This is a genomic window from Saccharibacillus alkalitolerans (assembly GCF_011090185.1).
In the GTDB taxonomy this organism is placed as follows: domain Bacteria; phylum Bacillota; class Bacilli; order Paenibacillales; family Paenibacillaceae; genus Saccharibacillus; species Saccharibacillus alkalitolerans.
This window is the reverse complement of record NZ_JAAFGS010000001.1, coordinates 865,509-884,098: the sequence shown is the minus strand read 5'-3', so window position 1 is coordinate 884,098 and position 18,590 is coordinate 865,509. Positions and strand designations below refer to the sequence as shown.

12 protein-coding genes are annotated in these 18,590 nt (G+C 60.0%); 3 read left to right on the top strand and 9 right to left on the bottom strand.

The genetic code is table 11. The features are described from left to right. Window positions 1–170 precede the first annotated feature (170 nt). Complete coding sequence (locus tag GYN08_RS03760) at window positions 171–971, top strand: SDR family oxidoreductase (protein ID WP_166272614.1); 801 nt, start codon at window positions 171–173, stop codon at window positions 969–971. Between the two features lie 110 nt (window positions 972–1,081). On the opposite strand, the gene GYN08_RS03755 is transcribed toward GYN08_RS03760, so the two are convergent. The 9 genes from GYN08_RS03755 to GYN08_RS24040 all read right to left on the bottom strand — a co-directional run bounded on the left by GYN08_RS03755 (window position 1,082) and on the right by GYN08_RS24040 (window position 17,024). Then, window positions 1,082–2,614, bottom strand: coding sequence for a methyl-accepting chemotaxis protein (locus GYN08_RS03755; protein ID WP_166272612.1), 1,533 nt, complete (start codon window positions 2,612–2,614; stop codon window positions 1,082–1,084). Between the two features lie 226 nt (window positions 2,615–2,840). Beyond that, window positions 2,841–4,076 carry a glycoside hydrolase family 88 protein gene (locus GYN08_RS03750; RefSeq protein WP_166272610.1) on the bottom strand — a complete coding sequence of 412 codons (1,236 nt, stop codon included), beginning with the start codon at window positions 4,074–4,076 and terminating at the stop codon, window positions 2,841–2,843. Then, on the bottom strand, window positions 4,069–7,392 hold the full coding sequence (locus tag GYN08_RS03745) for an alpha-mannosidase (RefSeq protein ID WP_166272608.1): 3,324 nt from the start codon (window positions 7,390–7,392) through the stop codon (window positions 4,069–4,071). The genes GYN08_RS03750 and GYN08_RS03745 overlap by 8 nt, the downstream gene beginning before the upstream one ends. 44 nt (window positions 7,393–7,436) lie before the next feature. Then, entirely contained in the window at window positions 7,437–9,809 is a 2,373-nt protein-coding gene (locus GYN08_RS03740; RefSeq protein ID WP_206023575.1) for a heparinase II/III domain-containing protein, read from the bottom strand. Window positions 9,810–9,900: 91 nt separating this feature from the next. Beyond that, on the bottom strand, window positions 9,901–11,526 hold the full coding sequence (locus tag GYN08_RS03735; protein ID WP_166272604.1) for an extracellular solute-binding protein: 1,626 nt from the start codon (window positions 11,524–11,526) through the stop codon (window positions 9,901–9,903). Between the two features lie 25 nt (window positions 11,527–11,551). Next, window positions 11,552–12,427, bottom strand: coding sequence for a carbohydrate ABC transporter permease (locus tag GYN08_RS03730; protein ID WP_166272602.1), 876 nt, complete (start codon window positions 12,425–12,427; stop codon window positions 11,552–11,554). A gap of 63 nt (window positions 12,428–12,490) precedes the next feature. Next, entirely contained in the window at window positions 12,491–13,453 is a 963-nt protein-coding gene (locus GYN08_RS03725) for an ABC transporter permease (RefSeq protein WP_166272600.1), read from the bottom strand. Between the two features lie 459 nt (window positions 13,454–13,912). After that, window positions 13,913–14,218 carry a YtxH domain-containing protein gene (locus tag GYN08_RS03720; protein WP_166272598.1) on the bottom strand — a complete coding sequence of 102 codons (306 nt, stop codon included), beginning with the start codon at window positions 14,216–14,218 and terminating at the stop codon, window positions 13,913–13,915. A gap of 103 nt (window positions 14,219–14,321) precedes the next feature. Beyond that, window positions 14,322–17,024: an AraC family transcriptional regulator gene (locus tag GYN08_RS24040; RefSeq protein ID WP_166272596.1), complete on the bottom strand. Its 2,703-nt coding sequence runs from the start codon at window positions 17,022–17,024 to the stop codon at window positions 14,322–14,324. A 244-nt stretch (window positions 17,025–17,268) separates the two neighbouring features. Here GYN08_RS24040 and GYN08_RS03710 point away from each other — a divergent pair, with 244 nt between their 5' ends. Together GYN08_RS03710 and GYN08_RS03705 are read left to right on the top strand one after the other, a co-directional pair. Next, complete coding sequence (locus GYN08_RS03710; RefSeq protein WP_166272594.1) at window positions 17,269–17,997, top strand: cytochrome c biogenesis CcdA family protein; 729 nt, start codon at window positions 17,269–17,271, stop codon at window positions 17,995–17,997. A 21-nt stretch (window positions 17,998–18,018) separates the two neighbouring features. Next, entirely contained in the window at window positions 18,019–18,555 is a 537-nt protein-coding gene (locus GYN08_RS03705) for a TlpA family protein disulfide reductase (RefSeq protein ID WP_166272592.1), read from the top strand. Window positions 18,556–18,590 lie beyond the last annotated feature (35 nt).

Below are 18,590 nucleotides of genomic sequence, written 5' to 3'. Positions count from 1 at the left end.
GTCTTACTGTTCATTATACACCGAACATACGTTCTGTAAACGGGTTTTTCTCACCTTTCGAGCCCTTCTTTTTCGAACAGGCTTGATTCTTAGCCCGCGAACCGGGTAAAACGACTACGACGCAATCGGATTCGCTTTTTGTTTCATCAATAGACGAGGAGGGCACGAACATGGCTATTTTTTCGAACAAAAAAACGATTTTCATCACCGGCGCGGGCAGCGGACTCGGCAAGGGAACCGCGATCGGCTTGGCACGCGCCGGCCATCGGGTGATCGCTACCGTCGAGACGATCTCGCAGGTGCCGGAATTCCGCGACTATGCCAAATCCGAAGGACTCGATATCGAAGTGTTCAAGCTGGACGTGAATAATCCGCTTGATCGGGCGCAGGTCGAAGAGCACGATTTCGACATTTTCGTCAGCAACGCCGCCATCGGCCATACGGGACCGTTCGCGGAAGTTCCGGTGGAAAATGTCCGCCAGGTATTCGAAACGAATTTCTTCAGCGCGATCGAACTGACCCAGCTTGTCGCGCGCAAATTCGTTGCCAAAAAGAAAGGCAAGATCGTGTTCACCAGTTCGATCGCCGGTCTCAGCGTCACTCCGTTCCTTGGGCCTTACTGCGCGTCCAAGCACGCGCTCGAGGCGTTCGCGCAGGCGCTCCAGCAGGAACTCGAAGACTACGGCGTCCAGGTCGCGACCATCAATCCGGGGCCGTACAAGACAGGCTTCAACGACATGATGTTCGAAGAGAAAGAAAAATGGTACGACGAGAAAACGAATTTCACCAAACGTTCGGACCTGCTGAAAGGCGAGCAGATGCTGGCGCAGCAGTTCGATCCGCAGGACATGATCGACAAAATGGTCGAGGTTATTCCGCAGGACAAGCACAATTTCCGCACCGTTTGGCCCGAAGCGTCCGAGCAGCAGGTTAAGGAGTACCAGGCCAAGCTGTGGGAGCAGAAGATCTAAGCGAAAGAGATAAGGGAACACGATCCGAAAGACATCGCAAAAAGGGAAGAAGCGGGAGCGAAACTCCCCGCTTCTTCCCTTTTCTTTTACATTCTTGGCCCTATGCCGCCTTAATTCGCAAGCCTCTGCTGCTGCGTCTCGCCGGACAGCCGCTTCAATTCCTGCAGCTCGCCGTTCATCTCGAGGCTGGCTTCGACCTGATCGCGCGTCGTGCGGCCGAAAGAACGCAGCGCGTCCGTCGTGCGGCCCGCCACCGCCGAGACTTCGTGCATGTCTTCCGAGATTCGGCGGGAGCGTTCGGCTAACTTGTCCACGCGTCCTCCGATCAATCCCACCGCGCCGATCAGCTCCGACGCGCTGTGTCCCGCTTCGTCCAACAGCCGGATCGCCCCCGCCGTTTGTTCCAGGCTGACTTCCGCCATTTCGCGGCTGTCGTTCATCCGCTGGGCCGAACGCCGGGTCTCTTCGCGAATGCCGCCCACGATCCGGTTTACCTCTTCCGCGCTGCTGCGGCTTTGCTCCGCCAGTGCGCGGATTTCGCTGGCCACAACGGCGAATCCGCGTCCCTGCTCGCCCGCTCTGGCCGCTTCGATCGAAGCGTTCAGCGACAGCAGATTGGTCCGGTCGGCCACTTCTCGAATAGCAAGCAGGATACGGTCCGCTTCGCGCGCCGATTCGTCCAGATCCCGGATCGTCTCCGCCGTCTCGCCGACCGTACGGGACAATTCGCCCATGCCGCCGTGCAGACGCTGCATCTCTTCGACGGCTTCGGGCAGCGCGGTGCGCGTTCGTTCGGCGTGAGCGCTCGCTTCGTGCGACGCTTCGCGCGTTTCTTCCACGATCGCGTAAATATCTTCCAGGCTGTTCCCCGCGCGTTCCACGGACTTCAACTGAAGATCCAGCTCCGATGCCAATTCCTCGAAAGAAGACGACAGCCCTCTTCCCGATTCGCTGATCGTTTCGGACTTTTCCGCAACGGATTCGAACGTGGCGCTTAAGCGGGCCGACATATCGCTGAGCGTGCCGAATGCCTGTTCCAGCTCCAGCCGCTTTGCCTCGCGTTCTACCTCGACCTTTTCGGCGAAGCGTCTTTTTACGATAATCTGCCAGATGATCGAGCCGCTTGTCAGCAGGAGGAACACGGCGTGGAGCAGAAGCATGGAAAACGTATAAGTTTCGCTGCCCAGATACAGTTCCGTCATCCAGAAGATCGCCACGACGTGGACGACCGCGAAAATCGACGTCATCAGGGCGACAAGCGCAACGCTCTCATAGAAGACGAGAAACGCCACGACCATGAAGATCGAAAAGTGGAACTCCACGTAACCGCCGCCGCCTGCCGTAATCGAAATGCTGGCGAACGTGAGTCCCAGCGTATTCATTACGGGAATCGCGACATGCTCGGTGCTTCGCGCATAAAAGAACCAGGCCGCTCCCAGGAAAAGAGCCGGCAAAACCAGCAGGACATTCAAGACCAGCGAATAATCGCCGCCGGAGGCCGCCTGATGCATCGCTCCCATGCCCGATTCGTGCATCAGCTGCTCGAATAAGCCGAGCGACCGGTTAAAAAAGTGAAAAATAAAGGACAATAGAAGCGTGCCTGCCGTAAGAGAAAGCATCAGTCGATTTCGTTTTGCTCGCATAGCGGCCTCCGTTATAAATAAAATTTTAAGGCATTGAATTGCCGTTAACTCATTTTTCGACATTTAACGACATTTAATGAAGAGGCTTTCTCGGGAAATTCTTTATTTTTCCGAACAACAAAGTCGGAAATAAAAAAAAGCGCAGAGGACGATCGTCCTCTGCGCAGGCAGCGCTTTGCCTTTCTTATTATTCTTTTTTCGACCGCCGGGCGGCCGGTACCGAATCTTACGGCCGCCACTCCGGCTTCAATACCCTCACCAAAGCCTCGAAATAATAGTAATCGCCCCAGATCGTGCATTCGTCGACGCCGATTCCGCGGGGCTTGTTATACACCCCGTGCTTCAACACGCCGTTCGAACCCGGCAGATCGCGAGTCGTGTACCCGGCGTCCAGCGCGGTCAAGATGGCAAAGGCTTGGCGTTCCGCTTCCTGCCGCTGCGCGCTGCCGGCAGGAAGCTGCCGCGCCATCTCCAGCAGGCCGCAGGCCGCCACCGCCGAAGCGGACGAATCCCGCTCCTGCGCGTTTCCGGCAAGGAATACGAGATCCCAATACACGACGCCGTCCGCCGGCGTCCGCTCCGCGAAATAATCCGCGAGCGTCTTCGACAGCCGCAACAATTCGGAATCCTGCGTATGCAGATAACTGAGCATGAATCCGTAAATGCCCCACGCCTGTCCCCGCGCCCAGCAAGAATCGTCGGCGTGGCCCTGATGGGTGGTGCCGTATTTCGGCTCTCCCGTCTCCGCGTCCATATAATACGTGTGATAGGTCGTCCGGTCGGGACGGACCAGATAGCGGGCCGACTGCCGGACATGGCTTCGGGCATATTCCGCAAAGCGGGGATCTCCGGATTCTTCGCTTGCCCAGTAGAGCAGAGGCAGATTCATCAGACAGTCGATGATCATCCGCCCGCGCTCCTCGGGATCGTTCAGATTCCCCCAGGCCTGAATGATGCCGGCCTCCGGCAAGTAGCGGGCCGCCAGCAGCTCCGCCGCCATCAATCCCGCTTCGCGCGCCTTCGGGTTGCCGGTGATCCGATATTCGTTGACTGCAGACAAGCTGTACAGGAAGCCCAGGTCGTGCGTATCCGTACCGATTTTCCCGTCGAGGCGCGCCCGGTAATCCGGCAGCTGGCTCTCGGCGGCGCGCCGATATTTGGCCTCGCCAGTCAGCTCGTAGGCAAGCCAGAGCATCCCGGTCCAAAAGCCCGACGTCCATTCGAAATTCGGAATGGCCGGATAAATGCCGCCCGTGCTCGAAGGCGCGGGATAGGCGCATGGTCCGAACGTGTCGAGTCCGGCGTCGATCTGGCGCAGCACATAGGCCGCGGCCCGCTCGAAGACCGGCGGACGGTTCGCTTCAAGGTCCGGACCCGGCTTATCCCTATCCTCCGCGGCCCCGTTTCCGATCCGAGCTTTCCCTGTACCGAAAGGAGCTCCTTCCGTGCTTTTTTTACTCATCGCCGCCCACTCCTTTTCCCGCGATTCCGCTTCCGTCTTCTTCGCCTGGCGCTTCGGCGGCGCCGGGCTCCTGCTCGCCGAAACGAATCCGGTAGGTCCGGATCTCGTAAGGCTTGATGTGAAAACGCCACGCGCCCGACCGTTCTTCCCCGAGCGCCCGTTCCAGCAGATCCGTCTCCTGCCAGCGGATCGGACCCGCGAAAGAAGTCAGCTCCGTTTCTCCGCTTCGCCCTTCGCATTCATGCACGCGCACGACGATGCCGTCCCCGTCCTCCGCGATTTTGACCGCGTCGATCGCCACGTGCTCCGCCGACGAACGGAGCAGCGAACGGCCGTCAAGCCCCGACGCGCCTTCCCAGACGCCCGGAGGACTGTTCAGGTTCCAGGCTTCCCGCGCCGTGCCTCCTTCCGCCCAATCCCCGGCATGCGGGAAGAGCGAATACGTGAAGGCGTGTTCGCCCAGATCCGCCTGGGGATCGGGATATTCCGCCGACTTGATAAGGCTCAGCCTGAGCGTGTTTCCCTTGACGTCGTAGCCGTACTTGCAGTCGTTCAGCAGACTGACGCCGTAGCCGCGCTCCGACAGGTCCGCCCATTGATGGCCCACCGTCTCGAACCGCGCGTAATCCCAGCTCGTATTCCAGTGCGTCGGACGCTTGACGCTGCCGAATTGGATATCGTAAGAAGCTTCGGTCGCCCGGATATCGACGGGAAAAGCGACCTTCAGCAGCTGGCGCCGTTCTTTCCAGTCGATGTTCGTGCAGAAATCGATTCTCCGGCTGCCGCTGTACAGGCGAACTTCCTGGCGAATCCGCGAATCGCCGTAAGCCCATTCGAATTCGACGGAAGCGCGCAGCGGCCCGTTCTCCTTCAAGCGCATGAACCGAAGCCGATCCACGGTGCGCATGTTTTCCGTATAAAAGAGATCGATATTCCATGCATCGAACTGCAGCGGCTTGTCTTCGAAGACTTGAAGCACGTTGCCCGCTTCTCCCGCCGCCAGCACTTCGCGCCGATGCTCGCGGTCGTAGAGGCGGCTTAGCCGTCCGGCTTCGTCCCATTCGACGAGGTAAAAAGGAGTCTCGAGCCTGCCGTCCTTCCAGACGAAGCGCCCGTCGTCCGAAGCGTCCGCGCTGCCGGAACGTCCCGCGCCCGCCGGGTCCGGCTCGAACGCGATCTCCGCGAAGCCGAGCGCGGCGATGCCTCCCGTCTCTACGAGCCAGCCCGAAGACGTGCGCTGCGCCGTCAGCTCCCGGCCGTCAGCCGTCCGCCAAGTCCCGCCTGCAGACGCGGAGGCTGCGGAAGAACCCGAAACGTGCGGCGGATTCGCCTCCGATTCCCGCTCTCCCGGAATTTCCGCCGCGCCTTCGCAGGCCCAGGACGAGTCGTTGAACATCGTATACGCGCGCGCGGCGGTTTGCCCGCCTGCCTCCTCTTCCGCCTTGCCGCCCGTCAGCGCGGCAAGGGACGCCGCATCCGCCGTCAGCGTCAGCAGTCCGGCTTCCGCGTATTCCCCGCGCGCGTCGTCGTACACTTCCCCGATGGAAGAGCCCGGAATGATATCGTGGAACTGGTTGCGCAGCGCGATTTTCCAGGCTTCGTTCAGACGCCGCTGACCGGCTTCCGACTCGTGATCCCCGAGCAGGCCGGCCGCGACGTTCAGCATCTCCGAACGCCGCAGCGCAAGTTCCAGGCGCCGGTTCGCTTTTTTGATCCACGCCTGGCTCGTATACGTCCCCCGGTGATTTTCGAGGTAGAGCTCGCCGTCCCACGTATGCACGTACGACTCGGTCTCCGCCGCCGTCCGCTCGAGCCGTTCGAAGTAGTCGTCCGCGCGGCCCGTTATCGTTTTCGGCAGTCCCGGCATATGTTCGAGCCTGCGCCGCATTTCCAGCATATCGCGGTTGACGCCCCCGCCTCCGTCGCCGTAACCGTAACAGAGCAGCAGCTCGCGGTTGAACGACCGATCCTTGTACTGCTCCCAGATGCCCTGAACCGTCTCCGGCACGACATAGCCGTTGTACGTGTAATAGGTCTCCTGCGGGAATTCGATCTCCGGCGTCGTAATAAAGTGCGTGAGCACTTCCGAACCGTCGATCCCTTTCCAAACGAACGTATCGTGCGGCATCCGGTTGTACTGGCTCCAGCTGATCTTGGTCGTCATGAACGAGGTGATGCCGGACTTGCGCAATATTTGCGGCAGCGCCCAGCTGTAACCGAAGACGTCCGGAAGCCACAGATAGCGGTTCTCCGTCCCGAACTCCTCCCGGAAAAACTGCGTGCCGCGCAGGATCTGACGGACCAGCGACTCGCCGGACGTCAAGTTGCAGTCGGCTTCCAGCCACATCGCCCCGCCGGCTTCCCAGCGTCCTTCGGCAACCCTTTCCCGGATGCGGGCATACAGTTCCGGATAGTCGTGCTTGATGTAGGCGTACAGCTGCGGCTGCGTCTGCAGGAACATATAGTCGGGATAATGCTCCATCAGCTCCAGCACGGTGGAAAAGGATCGCGCCGCCTTCTCCCGCGTATGGCGCAGCCGCCACAGCCAGGCCACGTCGATATGCGTATGCCCGACGCAGCGGACGGTCACGGGGTCGGCCGGCTGCGGATAATCGGCGCGCAGCCCGTCCAGGCGGCGCTTCAGCTCGGACAGCGCCGTCTGGGCCGAAGCGTAAAAATCGTCCGAGCCCGGCCGGGACCAGTCGAGCAGCAGCAGCGAGCGGTTCAACGCAAGCAGCAGTTCATCGCGCTCGGCCCGGCTGTCTTGGAGAATCAGCGCCGTATCCAGCATCGCGCGGCCGGTATAATACAGATCGTCCGCCGCCTCGTGAAGCAGCGAGATTTCCGCCCGCGCCAGCACATGCTCCTGCGCCGTCGGGGGGCCGCCGCCTTCCAGTCCGGACCACAGCCGAAAATGCAGCTTCGCTGTCCCGCCGGCGAGGTCGTCCAGAAACACTTCCTTGTGATTGGAATCGACGCCCTGGCGCGGGCTTCCGTTGACGAAGAGCAGCGATTCGAAGCCGCGGCTGTTGCCGTGCGGCGTCGTGCCGAAATCGAACAGCCCGACGAGCCGGTGCCCCTTCGGCACTTCCGGCAGCTCGGCCGACAGGCGCAGCCACAGATAACGATCCCGTCCCGCCCATCGTTCGCCGATCGGCACGCTTTTCCAATCCGCCGCGTCCGCCGGCGGCGCGGCCGAGATGGCGCCGTCTTCGTCCGGCAGCGTATCCAATTCGCCGAACGCGTGCAGCGTACGGTGGCGAAGCGTTTCCAGCTCCGTCAGGCGCGCACGCAGTTTTTCTTCCGTTTTGAACATCCGAAGAACCTCCGTCCGATTATATGAATGATGATGCCGCTTGCCTACTTTCCGTCCGCCGTGCCCCGGACAAGCCGGAACTCCGAACGCCCGGCTTCCATCTTCCGCTTCCACAGCCCCGAATCGGGGTCATGCCTTAAGCCCGCCCGCCGCGCTTCTTCGGCGGCATGAATATCCGCCGTCTCTTCTTCGGGCGCGCCGAGCGCGAAATGGCACCAGGCGTCGGCCGACAGCGACGATGCCGCGTGCAGCCCCCCGCCGCGATAATCCAATACCGCGCTTGCCTTAAGCAGCGAGCTGAACAAGCAGCGGCCGCCATACTTGATATAGCTGCCGTTATGCAGCGAGATCCGATACAAGCGCCCCTCCGCGTCGCGCGACAGCGCCGCAAGGAAAGCGTCCGTCTCCAGGGCGCCGAACGCGGCGTGCGAATTGTCGTGCATGACGCGGCCGTCGGCCCTGCGGTTGACGAAGATCTCGGTATGCCCGCCGTCCGGATGACTGACGCGAATCGCTTGAATATCCGGATCGCACGGGGAAGAGTCCCCGGCCGCAGGGCCGATCTCCGTCCCGGCAGGCTCTGCAAGCCGCTTCGCTGCCGCCCTGTTTCCGTCTGTCTCGGGAAGCAGGAATACGCTGACGAACTTGATGCGTCCGTCGTCCGAACCCGATCGGACCCGGGCATAATCGGCTTCGGGGAAGACGTCTTCAAGTCCCGTCTCCCGGCTGAAAGAATTCAAATATCCTTTATCCTTTACGTATTCTTTGCGTTCGGGATAAGGATGCAGCACCTTCATTTCCCGCCCCGCGCTGTCGATCGACAACTCCGGTTCGGCGGTCCCTCCCGATATTTTCATACCCTCCGGCATATGAAGCAGCCATTCGAACGTTCCGCCGCTCTCCGCCTGCAGATCGTCGATCAGCACCATCGCGCCGTCCAGGCACAGAAAATGGCGGTAGAAGCGCCGGTATAAGCCCGAATACGGTCCCGTGCAGTCCGCCAGCAAATACTTATAGCCCGGCATGTCCAGCCACTCCGGAATGGAGCCCGGGAACTTCGTTCCTTCCTCGATCAGCGCCGGCGGCTGGCCGCGTCCGTCGAACAGAACGACGTTATGCGCCGCGGACTGCCGGTAATACGCGTTATACAGCGGCTTGGAGTACGCGCAGTGGCCGGAATCGTCGGCAAAGGTACGGCCGCCTACCGTCAGCATGAACGTGCCGGCGTCCAGATGGTTGTGATTCCAGCTTTCCCCCGTTTTGACCGCGAGCACGACCTGCTCCCCGCCGCTGTGCCAGCGGACGAAGCCGTAGCCGGAATGTTCCAGCACGGCGACGCCTTCCCGATCGGGCGATACCGGGACTTTGGCGGTCAGCCCCTCGGGGTAAAAAGCAAACTCCGCCGCTTCGCCGGGATCGCCCTTAATGTCGGCGAACAAGCCGACCAGTTCGCCCCGGCGCCGGAGATCCGCCAGACGCAGCCAGACGTAAGCATGCTTTTTCCGGTCGCCGTCGTCGCCGAAATGGAACGTGCCGACTTTTCCGTCCTTCCAATAGATCGTTTCCAGATAGAGGTCCGGGATCTTGGACAGCACCGGCAGCTCGCCGAGCGCCGCGTCGCCCGACGCCTTGCGATAAGCGGCCTCGAACACCAAAAAGTTGCCCAGCGCATAATCCAGATAGCCCATCGTCTCCACATAATCGCCGTCAAGGCCGAAATTGGCCTGCTTGTTCTGAAGCACGTTGCCGGGATAGGCGAACCATTCCCGAAGGCTCTCGGTGATCGTATGCAGCGCCTCCGCGGCATGCGGGACGCGGTCCCGCAGCGCAAGCAGCAGCAGGCCGGCCGCGGACACGCAGACGATCCACCAGTTATGTCCCATCGTATCGAGCGCATGGATCTTTTTGAGCGGATGCAGCCAGTCTTCATAGAGCGGCACGTAGGCTCTGCCGTACAGCATGTCCTCGATCATGCGGCGTTCCTCTTCCCCGCACGATTCCCGCACGGCATCGTAAGCGGAAGATAAATACACGCCGATATCGGCCGTCCACAGATCGGAGCTTCGTCCGCCGCCGCTCTGATACACCCAACGTTCTTCTTCGCCGAGCAGCGCCAGCAGTCCGCGCACGAGATGCACGGCTTCTTCGCTGCCGGTCACCCGAGCGTAGAAAGCCAAGTTCTGCGCTTCTTTCGCCAGCTCCCGCACTTCGTTGCCGAGCGTGAACAGCTTGCTGCCGCCGTACGTCAGCCAACGCTGCCGCAGCAGGGCTACCCTCTCCCGTGCCGACTCCAGCCAGGCTTCGTCGCGCGCGGCCATATCGGCGGCGAACGAGTTCCAGCCCCGGCGCACGGACGGATCCGATTCGATCAGCCTTCGGGTCCGCTTCAGCGTCTCCTCATCGTAGATAAGCATCATATCCCCTCCCAACAAGCGGCTTCGGAAGGCAAGCCGTCCGAAGCCGTGTATTTGCGTTATGCGGTTGTGGTCGGTGCCGCGAGCGCGGCCCTTATTCGAAATTCATCGTGTACAGCTCGTCCATGAAGATCCACGAGTCTTTGTTTTCCTGATACCAGTTTTTGTACCAGTCTTCGAGCGCCTGGCCGCCGGACGCGTACCACGATTTCTTGACGTCTTCGACGCCCTGATCGACGGTGTAGCCGCTGCCGCTGACGATCGTTTTGGCCATCGTGTCGTTCATGTTATTCCAACCGTCGTTGAACGTCGTCGTCATCGCCTTGTCGAGCGAAGGCCGGAACTTGGCGTGCGTGAAGCCCGGATGCGGATGCTCAGGATCCAGATACAGCTTGTCCATTTCCGCCGAGACCGCCAGCCATTCCTGGTCGATCGGATCGGTCGAATCGAGCAGACGGCCGTCCACGTTGTTGCTTTCCACCATGTATTTCGGCATGAACATCCGGTAGTCGTTCAGATAGCCCATTTCCGTTTCGTTCTTCTTCTCGTCGATCGGCTTGATCTTGTCGCCTTCCTTCGTGTAATGCTCGCCTTCGATACCGTTGGTCAGCGTTTCGACCGTCGACGGCTTCACCATGAAGTCGATATATTTCATGACGGCTTCCGGATTTTTCGCGTTCGCGTTAACGGCTCCCGTCATCTGAAGCGCCGGGTTGAAGTCGGGGCCGAAGCGGCCGAATTCGCTTTCCGGGAAAGCCATCGCCGTTACTTTCGCGTTCGGATCGGTATTTTTCAGCGTATCGAAGTTTTTGCTGATTACCCCGCGATAAGCCAGATAGATGCCCAGCTTGCCGCTGGCAAAGTCCTGCTCGGCTTTTTGGCCGTTTTTGTCCGAGAGGAAGTCCTTATCGACGATGCCGTTCTCGAACAGCTTTTTCTTGAACTCGTACGCCGGCTTGATGCGGTCGAACTGGCGGATCAGCTGGCCGTCTTCGATGATGAACATCTCGTTTTGGAACATGGCGTCCACGTAGAAAGAAGCGAACTGGCTCAGGTTCATGCCGAACGTATCTTTCACGCCGTTGCCGTCCGGGTCCTGATTCGCGAACGCGTCGGCCACCGCGTACAGCTCGTCGACCGTCTGCGGCACTTCAAGCCCCAATTTGTCGAGCCAGTCCTGCCGGATGACCATGGCGCCGAGCACTTCCGGTTTGGTGACCATGCCGATCTCGTACAGTTTGCCGTCGGGCTTCGTCCCCAGCGTCTTGAGCGCCGGCACCTTTTCCAGCAGCGCCTTGTACTCGGTACTGTGCTGCTCGACCAGATCGTCCAGCGGCAGCAGCTGTTTTTGCGACCAGAGCGAGTTCAGGAAGTCCGTATCGTATTCCAGAATCAGATCGGGCGCGTCGCCGGAGGCGAACAGCATGCTGTATTTCTGCTGCGACTCGTTGCGGGGAATCGGCACGAATTCGGCGTTCACCGGCCCGTTTTCGTTGATCCATTTCGTCCAGCGGTTGTCCGCGTAGGTGCCTTCCTCCTTCGGAATCTGGCCGCGGTCGTAAATGGAGACGGTCACCTTTTCCTTGCTTTCGCCTTCCGCGCTCTGCTTGCCGTTATCCTTCGCCGTCTCGTTCGTCCCGCAGCCCGCCAGCACCATCGACAGAGCCGTGACCGCCGCGAACCCGCCCATCATCTTTTTGCTCCAGTTCTTTTTGCTCATTCGTTAACCCCTCCGTTTTGGTTTTTTAGCCTTTGACCGACCCGATCAGCATGCCTTTGACGAAATATTTTTGTAAAAACGGATACACGATCAGCATGGGCAGAATCATGACGATAATGCCCGCGGAACGGATGGACTCGGGCGTCAGCTTGCGGAACGCGTCCGGGTCGAGCATCGCGAGTTCCGACATCAGCGATTGGCTCTGAATCATGTTCTGAATCAGCACCGACAGATTGAAGCGTTCGGGATCGTTGATGTAGATCAGCACGTTGAAGAAGGAATTCCAGTGCGCCACTCCGTAAAAGAGAGCGATAGTCGCGATGACCGGCACCGACAGCGGAAGCACGATCTGCAAAATGATGCGCCATTCGCCGCTGCCGTCGATTCTCGCCGCGTCCTCAAGCTCTTCCGGAATATTTTCGAAAAAGGACTTCAGCACCAGCAGATTGTATACGCTTACGAGCCCCGGCAGCCACAGCGCCCCGTAATTGCCGACCAGTCCCAGCGATTTCGCCAGCAGGTAGTTCGGAATAAGGCCCGCCGTGAACAGCATCGTGAACACGATCGCCAGCGTCAGGAAACGCCTTGCGTAGAAGTGCTTGCGGGACAGCGGATACGCGGCCAGTATGGTGAAGACCATGTTCAGCGCCGTGCCGACCAGCGTAATGACCAGACTGTTGCGGAAAGCGCCCAAGATGTTCGTGTCCTCAATCAGCTTGCTGTAGGCGGTCCACGTGATGTCCACCGGCCACAGCCCCACCTTGCCCAGCGTGATCGCCTCGTTGCCGCTGAGCGACAGCGCCACGATGTGAATGATCGGCAGCAGGCAGCTCAGAGCGGCCAGCGCCAAAATAAAGTAATTGACTCCGTAAAACACTTTCTCGCCGTTTGTCGGCTTCATTGCCTTTCTCCCCTCTCTTTCATGACTGCGCGGGCGCCCGGCCGGGCCGGAACGCCCCTCCGCTTACCACAGGCCGCGTCCCGACCGGCGGGCGATGCCGTTGACGATCAGCACCAGCGTGAGCCCGATCAGCGATTCGAACAAGCCCATCGCGGTCGCGTAGCTGAACTGTCCCGAACCGAGGCCGACCTTGAAGTTCCAGGTGCTGATAACCTCCGCCACGTTGACGACGACCGGATTCTGCAGCACGTAGACCTGGTCGAAGCCGACATCCATCACGTTGCCGATATTAAGGATGAACATCAGGATGATCGTCGGCATCAGGCCGGGGATGGTGATATGGCGGATCTGCTTCCACTTGCCCGCCCCGTCCATCCCGGCCGCTTCGTAGAGGCTCGGATCGATCGAAGTCAGCGCGGCCAGGTAGATGATCGCCGACCAGCCGGCCGTTTTCCAGATGCCCGAAGCGACGAAGATCGTGATCCAGGAGCCTTCTTTGAAAAGGAACGGATAAGCGCTGCCGGTCACGCGTTCCACGATGTTGTTGACGAAGCCCGTCTCGATCGAGAACATCATCAGGACCAGGCCGCCCACGATCACCCAGTTGAGGAAGTGCGGGAGATACAGCAGCGTCTGCGCCCAGCGTTTGAACCAGGAGCGCCGCACTTCGTTGAGCAGAATCGCCAGAATGACGGGGAAAGGAAATCCGACGAATACGGTCAGCATGCTCAGCACCAGCGTATTTCGGATGATGCCCAGCGTATCGGGATTCTGGAACAGATACTTATAGTTGTCGAAGCCGACCCACGGGCTGCCGAACATGCCGTCCGCAAAATTGTAGTCTTTAAAGGCGGTAATAAAGCCGAACATCGGCACGTACTTGAACAGGATGAAAAAAACGGCGATCGGCAGGAACATGATGATCAGGGGCTTGTTCATATTCCATCTTCTGCGTCTGCCCAGAGCGCTCTGCTCCTTCAGACGGCTCTTGCTGTCTTTGCGCGCCCCAATATTCAGGCTGCCCATTTGTTCACCTCCGGGTGGATTGGGTTGATACGTCCCGTGACGGAGCGCGAAACGATCAAGATTAAATGGCGGATAAGGAAGAACTGCCGACACGTTCATGCGGCCGCATGACGGTCGTATGGGAGAGGGGCGCTTTCCGTCTGGGATGCGAATAAGCCGGATTCAAGAAAGCGCTTCCTCGTTGGTGCACCGTTAATGTACCGAAAGCGAAGAAATTCGGCAATTGTCAGGTTTCGAGGGAGTAACGTTTTTTGCGATCCGGGGCGTGAAAGGGCAAAAAGGGAGCGAGAAAGCCGTGCGGCGCAAGGGATTCACGTTTTTTGACGGGGTTTCGATTTTTGCGTGCGAAGGAACGGATGAAATACGGGGGCTGCCTAACAAAAAAAAGAAACCGTCTCGGGGACGGCTTCTTTGGTCATGCTGCTTTTTGTTAATCAAGCAAATAGTATTGCCCGCTGATCAAGAACGGAAGCCCTGAACTTCGCTTTTGATATCCGAAGCCGCCGATTTCGCTTCGTCTTTGAACTCGCGCGCCACTTCCGCCGACTCCTGGAGCAGGCCTTTGATTTCCTGGCCTTTCTCCTGAAGTTCGCCGCTGCGCTCTTTGAGCGTCTGCCCTTGATCCTTGAGCAGGTTCACCGTGTTCATGAATTTCTCTTTCAGCGAAGCGCCCTCCTGGGCGGCGACCAGTACAGCCAGGCCGGCCCCGATCAGCGCGCCCGCGACCGCTCCGACGACGATTGCATTCTTTTCCGAATCTGCCATTTTATATTCTCCTCTCGTTTTCCGTATAAGTATGCTGCTTGGCTTCTCCTTTACGTATTACCCACTCTTCGGCCTTTTGCTTTCACTTCCCGCCATCTCTAAATTATTCCGTGCGGCTGCGGCTGCGATAATTCCCCGGCGTCGTCGAGGCCACCTTCTTAAAAGCGCGGCTGAACGACATATAATTCGCGTAGCCGACGCGGATCGCGATTCCCTGAATGGGCTCGTCCGTTTCTTTGAGCAGCTTGCGGGCCGCTTCGACCCGCACGCCGGCCAGATAATCGACGAAGTTCTCGCCGAACGCGTCTTTGAACAGCCGGCTCAGATAGCTGGAGCTGAGGCCGAAGCGGTCGGCGATCGAGGACAGCGACAGATTCGGATCGCTGAAATTGGCATCGATATAGGCCCTTACTTCCTGCAGCGTCACATGGCTGCTTCGGCTCTCGCGCAGCAGCTTGAGCCGCACCGCGTACTCCTCCAGCAGGCTCCGCACGGCCGATTCCAATTCGTCCAGCGTATCGAAGCTTTCCAGCGCCGCGCTCAGCTTCGGCGCGGCTTCGCTGCGCCACAGTTCCTTCGCTTCGCCCGGCAGCTCCATCATTTCGCGCAGCAGCTGATAACCCAGCACGTTCATCAGGCCGGACAGGTCGTCCTTGGGCAGCAGCGCGGCGCGCAGTTCCCCGAGCAGCTCGTCCAGACGGTCTTTCCATTCGGGCTCTCCGAGCCGGTAGGCCAGCGCCAGTTCGCGGATGGTGCGCAGCACGCCGTACAATTCGGAAGCTCCGCCCCGGCGCAGGTCGCGGCGCGCGATGACCCGCGCGCCGCCGAGCGACAGCTTGTATCCCATCGCCTCGCCGGCTTCGCGGAAGCCGCGGGATATCTCCTCCGGCGAGTTCAGCTCGCCTCCGAGCGCCACGGTCACCGTGCATTTCAGATGCGCGGCGACCCAGGCGACGAGCTCTTCCGCGATCGCCGCGGCGGACGATACCGCGTCGCCGCCCGGATACGGCGCGGCCTCCTGCCCGGGCCGCATGCCCGGCCCTTCGGGCGCTCCCTCGGCGGATGCCTCCGCAGCAGCTTCGCTCCCGCTCGTCCCGCCGCTCTCTTCGGCGGCCGTCCGCGGACCGCGCGCCGCCGCGGCGACGCTCTGCCGCTCAAGCGCTTCCGCCGCTTCGGGCGGCGCGGGCCGCTCCTCTTCGCCGGCCGCGAAGCGCAGCAGCAGACCGAGCCGGCCGCCGGGCAGCCATTCCGCCCAGAGGCGCGCGCCCCGCGCGGCGGCCAGCTCGCCGGCGGCGCTGGCGAGCGCATAGCGCAGCAGATCCCGGCTGCGCTCCGAATACGCCCGGTTGAATTCCTCCGGCCGGTCGATCTCCAGCAGGCCGACGACGGCGCTGCCGAACGCCGGGGATCCATTTTCCCGTCCCGACTCCGCCGCCGGCAGCTTTGTCTCTTTGCGGACCGTCCCGTCCTTGTCCCCCATTTTGGACGGATCGCGTCCGGGGGCGTCAGCTCCGCCGAAGCCCGACGTCTGCTCCGCTTCCAGCCGCTCGGTCTCGATCGCCCATTCTTCCGCGCCTACCACTCTCGACCCTTCCAGCAGCTCGCGGAAAAATTCCCGGCGCCGATAGACGATGTCTTCGCGCTGCCTCTGCCGGTCCGATTCGGCGCGCGCGATCATGGCGCTGAGCGTCGACTCGATCCGCGCAAACTCGTCGGGCTGCTGTCCCCGGCGGTTTCTGCGCTCCTGACGCTCGCTTTCCGCCGCTCCCGCTTCTTCCGGCATTCCCGCTTCGCTTTCCGGGCCCGCACCGTCAAACCGAGCCGCTTCCGTCAGCGCGGCGGCGGCCTGCGCCGTTCCCCGAGGCAGCGCGTCGAGCCGTTCCAGCAGCTGCATGACCGGCTCGTAATTGCGTCTCGATACAAGAACCGCCCAGCCGATCCCGAGCGCCACGATCAGGGCCGCAGCGCCGATCCAGACGTACCAGATGCTCGTCAGAATGCGCGACAGCGAGTCGCCGACCACGCCGCTTCGCACCTCCCAGCCCGTATACGAAGAAGTAACGGCGGACAATTCGCGGCTGCTTTCGGCAGTTTCGCGATCTTCCCCGCCGCGCAGCTTCTCTGCGTCCGCCGCCGGCAGATCCGCTTCGGTACCGAGCATCAGCGCGCCGTTCGCCGTGTACAAATGAATAAAGCTCGTCTCTTCCCCGATCATCTCCCGCAGCAGTTCGCGCACGGAATCGAGCGAGACGTTGACGACCATCAGGCCGCGTTCTCCCGTCAGCAGCGGAATGCCGCGAGTCAGCGTGACCACCGTTCTCGGCTGCGCGCCGAAGCCCGACAATTCCCTGGGCTCGGACCAGCGCGTGGGCAGCGGCCCTGCCAGCACCTTTTCGATATAGTCCCGATCCGAAAAAGTTTCCAGCCGCCCGATCGATTGATTGCTGAGCACCGTTCCGTCCGACAGCCGGTAAATGTAGATCGAGTCGATCAGCGGATTGGTGAGTTTGAGCCGTGCCAGCCGCGTCGAAGCATCGTTGGCGGCCAGGTACGGATTTTCCGAAGCGGAGAAAAACGCATGGAATTCGCCCGAAGAAATCTCCCGATTCATCATCTCGCCGATCGAACGGAACGAATAGTCGAGCGACTGCACCGCCTGACGCGAAAACACGGCGTTTGCCCGGGCCGTTTCCCGTTTCGACAGCTCCGCGGATCCCAGAAAGAACAGGATCATCAAAATGGCGGGCACAATGATGAGAATGGGCAGGTATGAAAAAGTCAGCCGGTTGAACCAGCTTCTGGACACGGGCATCCCTCCTAATCTCCTTCTAAAATTACATATTTTATCACAAGGCGCAATCCTTTTCGCCTCTCCGCTATAAAAAAGCCTCTCCCTCCCCTTGCTCCCTTTCTTTTTCGCGGCAGCGCTTCATAAACTGCTAATATTTACATAAAAAAATTTGAAAAAACTAATCCAAAAGTCATCCTTTTGCGTACAATAAGATATAGAAACAATTTGAACAAGTCGATCACTTGGAGGTGACGCTTCTTTGCCTGCTGAATCCCTATATGCCGGAAGCGTGCTCGCGGCGGGCGTGCTGTCCTTTTTCTCGCCCTGCATCTTCCCTATGCTGCCCGTTTATTTCGCGTTTCTCGGCGGTTCCGAAGCGGAACGCGCAGCCGCGATCGACGCGAAAAAGTCCGATTCGACGCGCTTCCGGGTAGACACGCGATTGATCGGACGCACGCTGCTGTTTATTCTCGGACTGTCCACCGTCTTTCTGCTGCTCGGCTTCGGCGCCGGCGCGCTGGGCGGAGTCATCAACAGCTCCTGGTTCATGATCGCCTGCGGCGCGGTCGTCATCCTGTTCGGCATTCACCAGACCGGCCTGCTGAACCTGATGTTCATGCAAAAGGAGAAGCGCCTGACGTTCGATGCGGGCAAACAAAAGGGCTGGTTGGGCGCCTTTCTGCTCGGCTTCACGTTCAGCTTCGGCTGGACGCCTTGCATCGGGCCCGTGCTGGCCGCCGTGCTCGGCGTCGCCGCTGGCGGCGGGTCGGCCGGTTACGGCGTGTGGATGATGTTCGTCTATACCGTGGGGATGGCCGTGCCGTTCCTTGTGCTCGCCGTATTTTCCGACTTCCTGCTGCGCCGCCTGAAAAATCTGTACAAACATATGGGCAAGATCAAAGTATTTTCCGGACTTGTCCTGATCGCGATGGGCCTTCTGCTCATGACCAACAACCTGGCGGTTCTTACCGCGGCGTTCCAATTTTGATTTTTGAAGGAGATGACCGATTTGCCGAAAACGAAAAAGAAATGGCTTCCTCTTCTGATGCTTCTGTCGGCGGCGCTGCTGCTGTCCGCGTGCGGGCAGGGCCCTGCCGGTTCCGCTTCGGGCAGCCCGGCGGCTTCCGCGAAGCCCGCTCCGCAGTTCGATCTGAAGGATCTGAACGGGAGCGAAGTCAAGCTCGCGGACTACAAGGGAGAAAAAGTCTACATTAAATACTGGGCGTCCTGGTGCTCGATCTGCCTTGCGGGCATGGACGAATTGAATACGCTGGCCGGTCAGGACAACGACTTTAAAGTGATCAGCATCGTCGCGCCGGATTTCAAAGGCGAAAAGTCGGAAGCCGATTTCAAAAAATGGTTCTCCGGCCTTGATGAAGAAAATACGACCGTGCTGCTGGATCAAGACGGCAAATACGCGCAGCAGCTTGGGGTACGCGCGTATCCGACTTCTTTTTACATCGATTCCGAGGGCGGGCTGGCCAAGACGGTTCCCGGCCACAATACCAACGACGTGATCGCTTCGAATTTTGACGCGATTCCTTAAACAACGACGGTTCGTATTCTTATCACAATAAGGAG

Bases quoted from the DNA above. Each gene is read 5' to 3' on its own strand.
- GYN08_RS03740 (WP_206023575.1), bottom strand. From the start codon at position 9,809: ATGATGCTTATCTACGATGAGGAGACGCTGAAGCGGACCCGAAGGCTG.
- GYN08_RS03745 (WP_166272608.1), bottom strand. From the start codon at position 7,392: ATGTTCAAAACGGAAGAAAAACTGCGTGCGCGCCTGACGGAGCTGGAA.
- GYN08_RS03755 (WP_166272612.1), bottom strand. From the start codon at position 2,614: ATGCGAGCAAAACGAAATCGACTGATGCTTTCTCTTACGGCAGGCACG.
- GYN08_RS03750 (WP_166272610.1), bottom strand. From the start codon at position 4,076: ATGAGTAAAAAAAGCACGGAAGGAGCTCCTTTCGGTACAGGGAAAGCT.
- GYN08_RS03730 (WP_166272602.1), bottom strand. From the start codon at position 12,427: ATGAAGCCGACAAACGGCGAGAAAGTGTTTTACGGAGTCAATTACTTT.
- GYN08_RS03735 (WP_166272604.1), bottom strand. From the start codon at position 11,526: ATGAGCAAAAAGAACTGGAGCAAAAAGATGATGGGCGGGTTCGCGGCG.
- GYN08_RS03760 (WP_166272614.1), top strand. From the start codon at position 171: ATGGCTATTTTTTCGAACAAAAAAACGATTTTCATCACCGGCGCGGGC.
- GYN08_RS03720 (WP_166272598.1), bottom strand. From the start codon at position 14,218: ATGGCAGATTCGGAAAAGAATGCAATCGTCGTCGGAGCGGTCGCGGGC.
- GYN08_RS03725 (WP_166272600.1), bottom strand. From the start codon at position 13,453: ATGGGCAGCCTGAATATTGGGGCGCGCAAAGACAGCAAGAGCCGTCTG.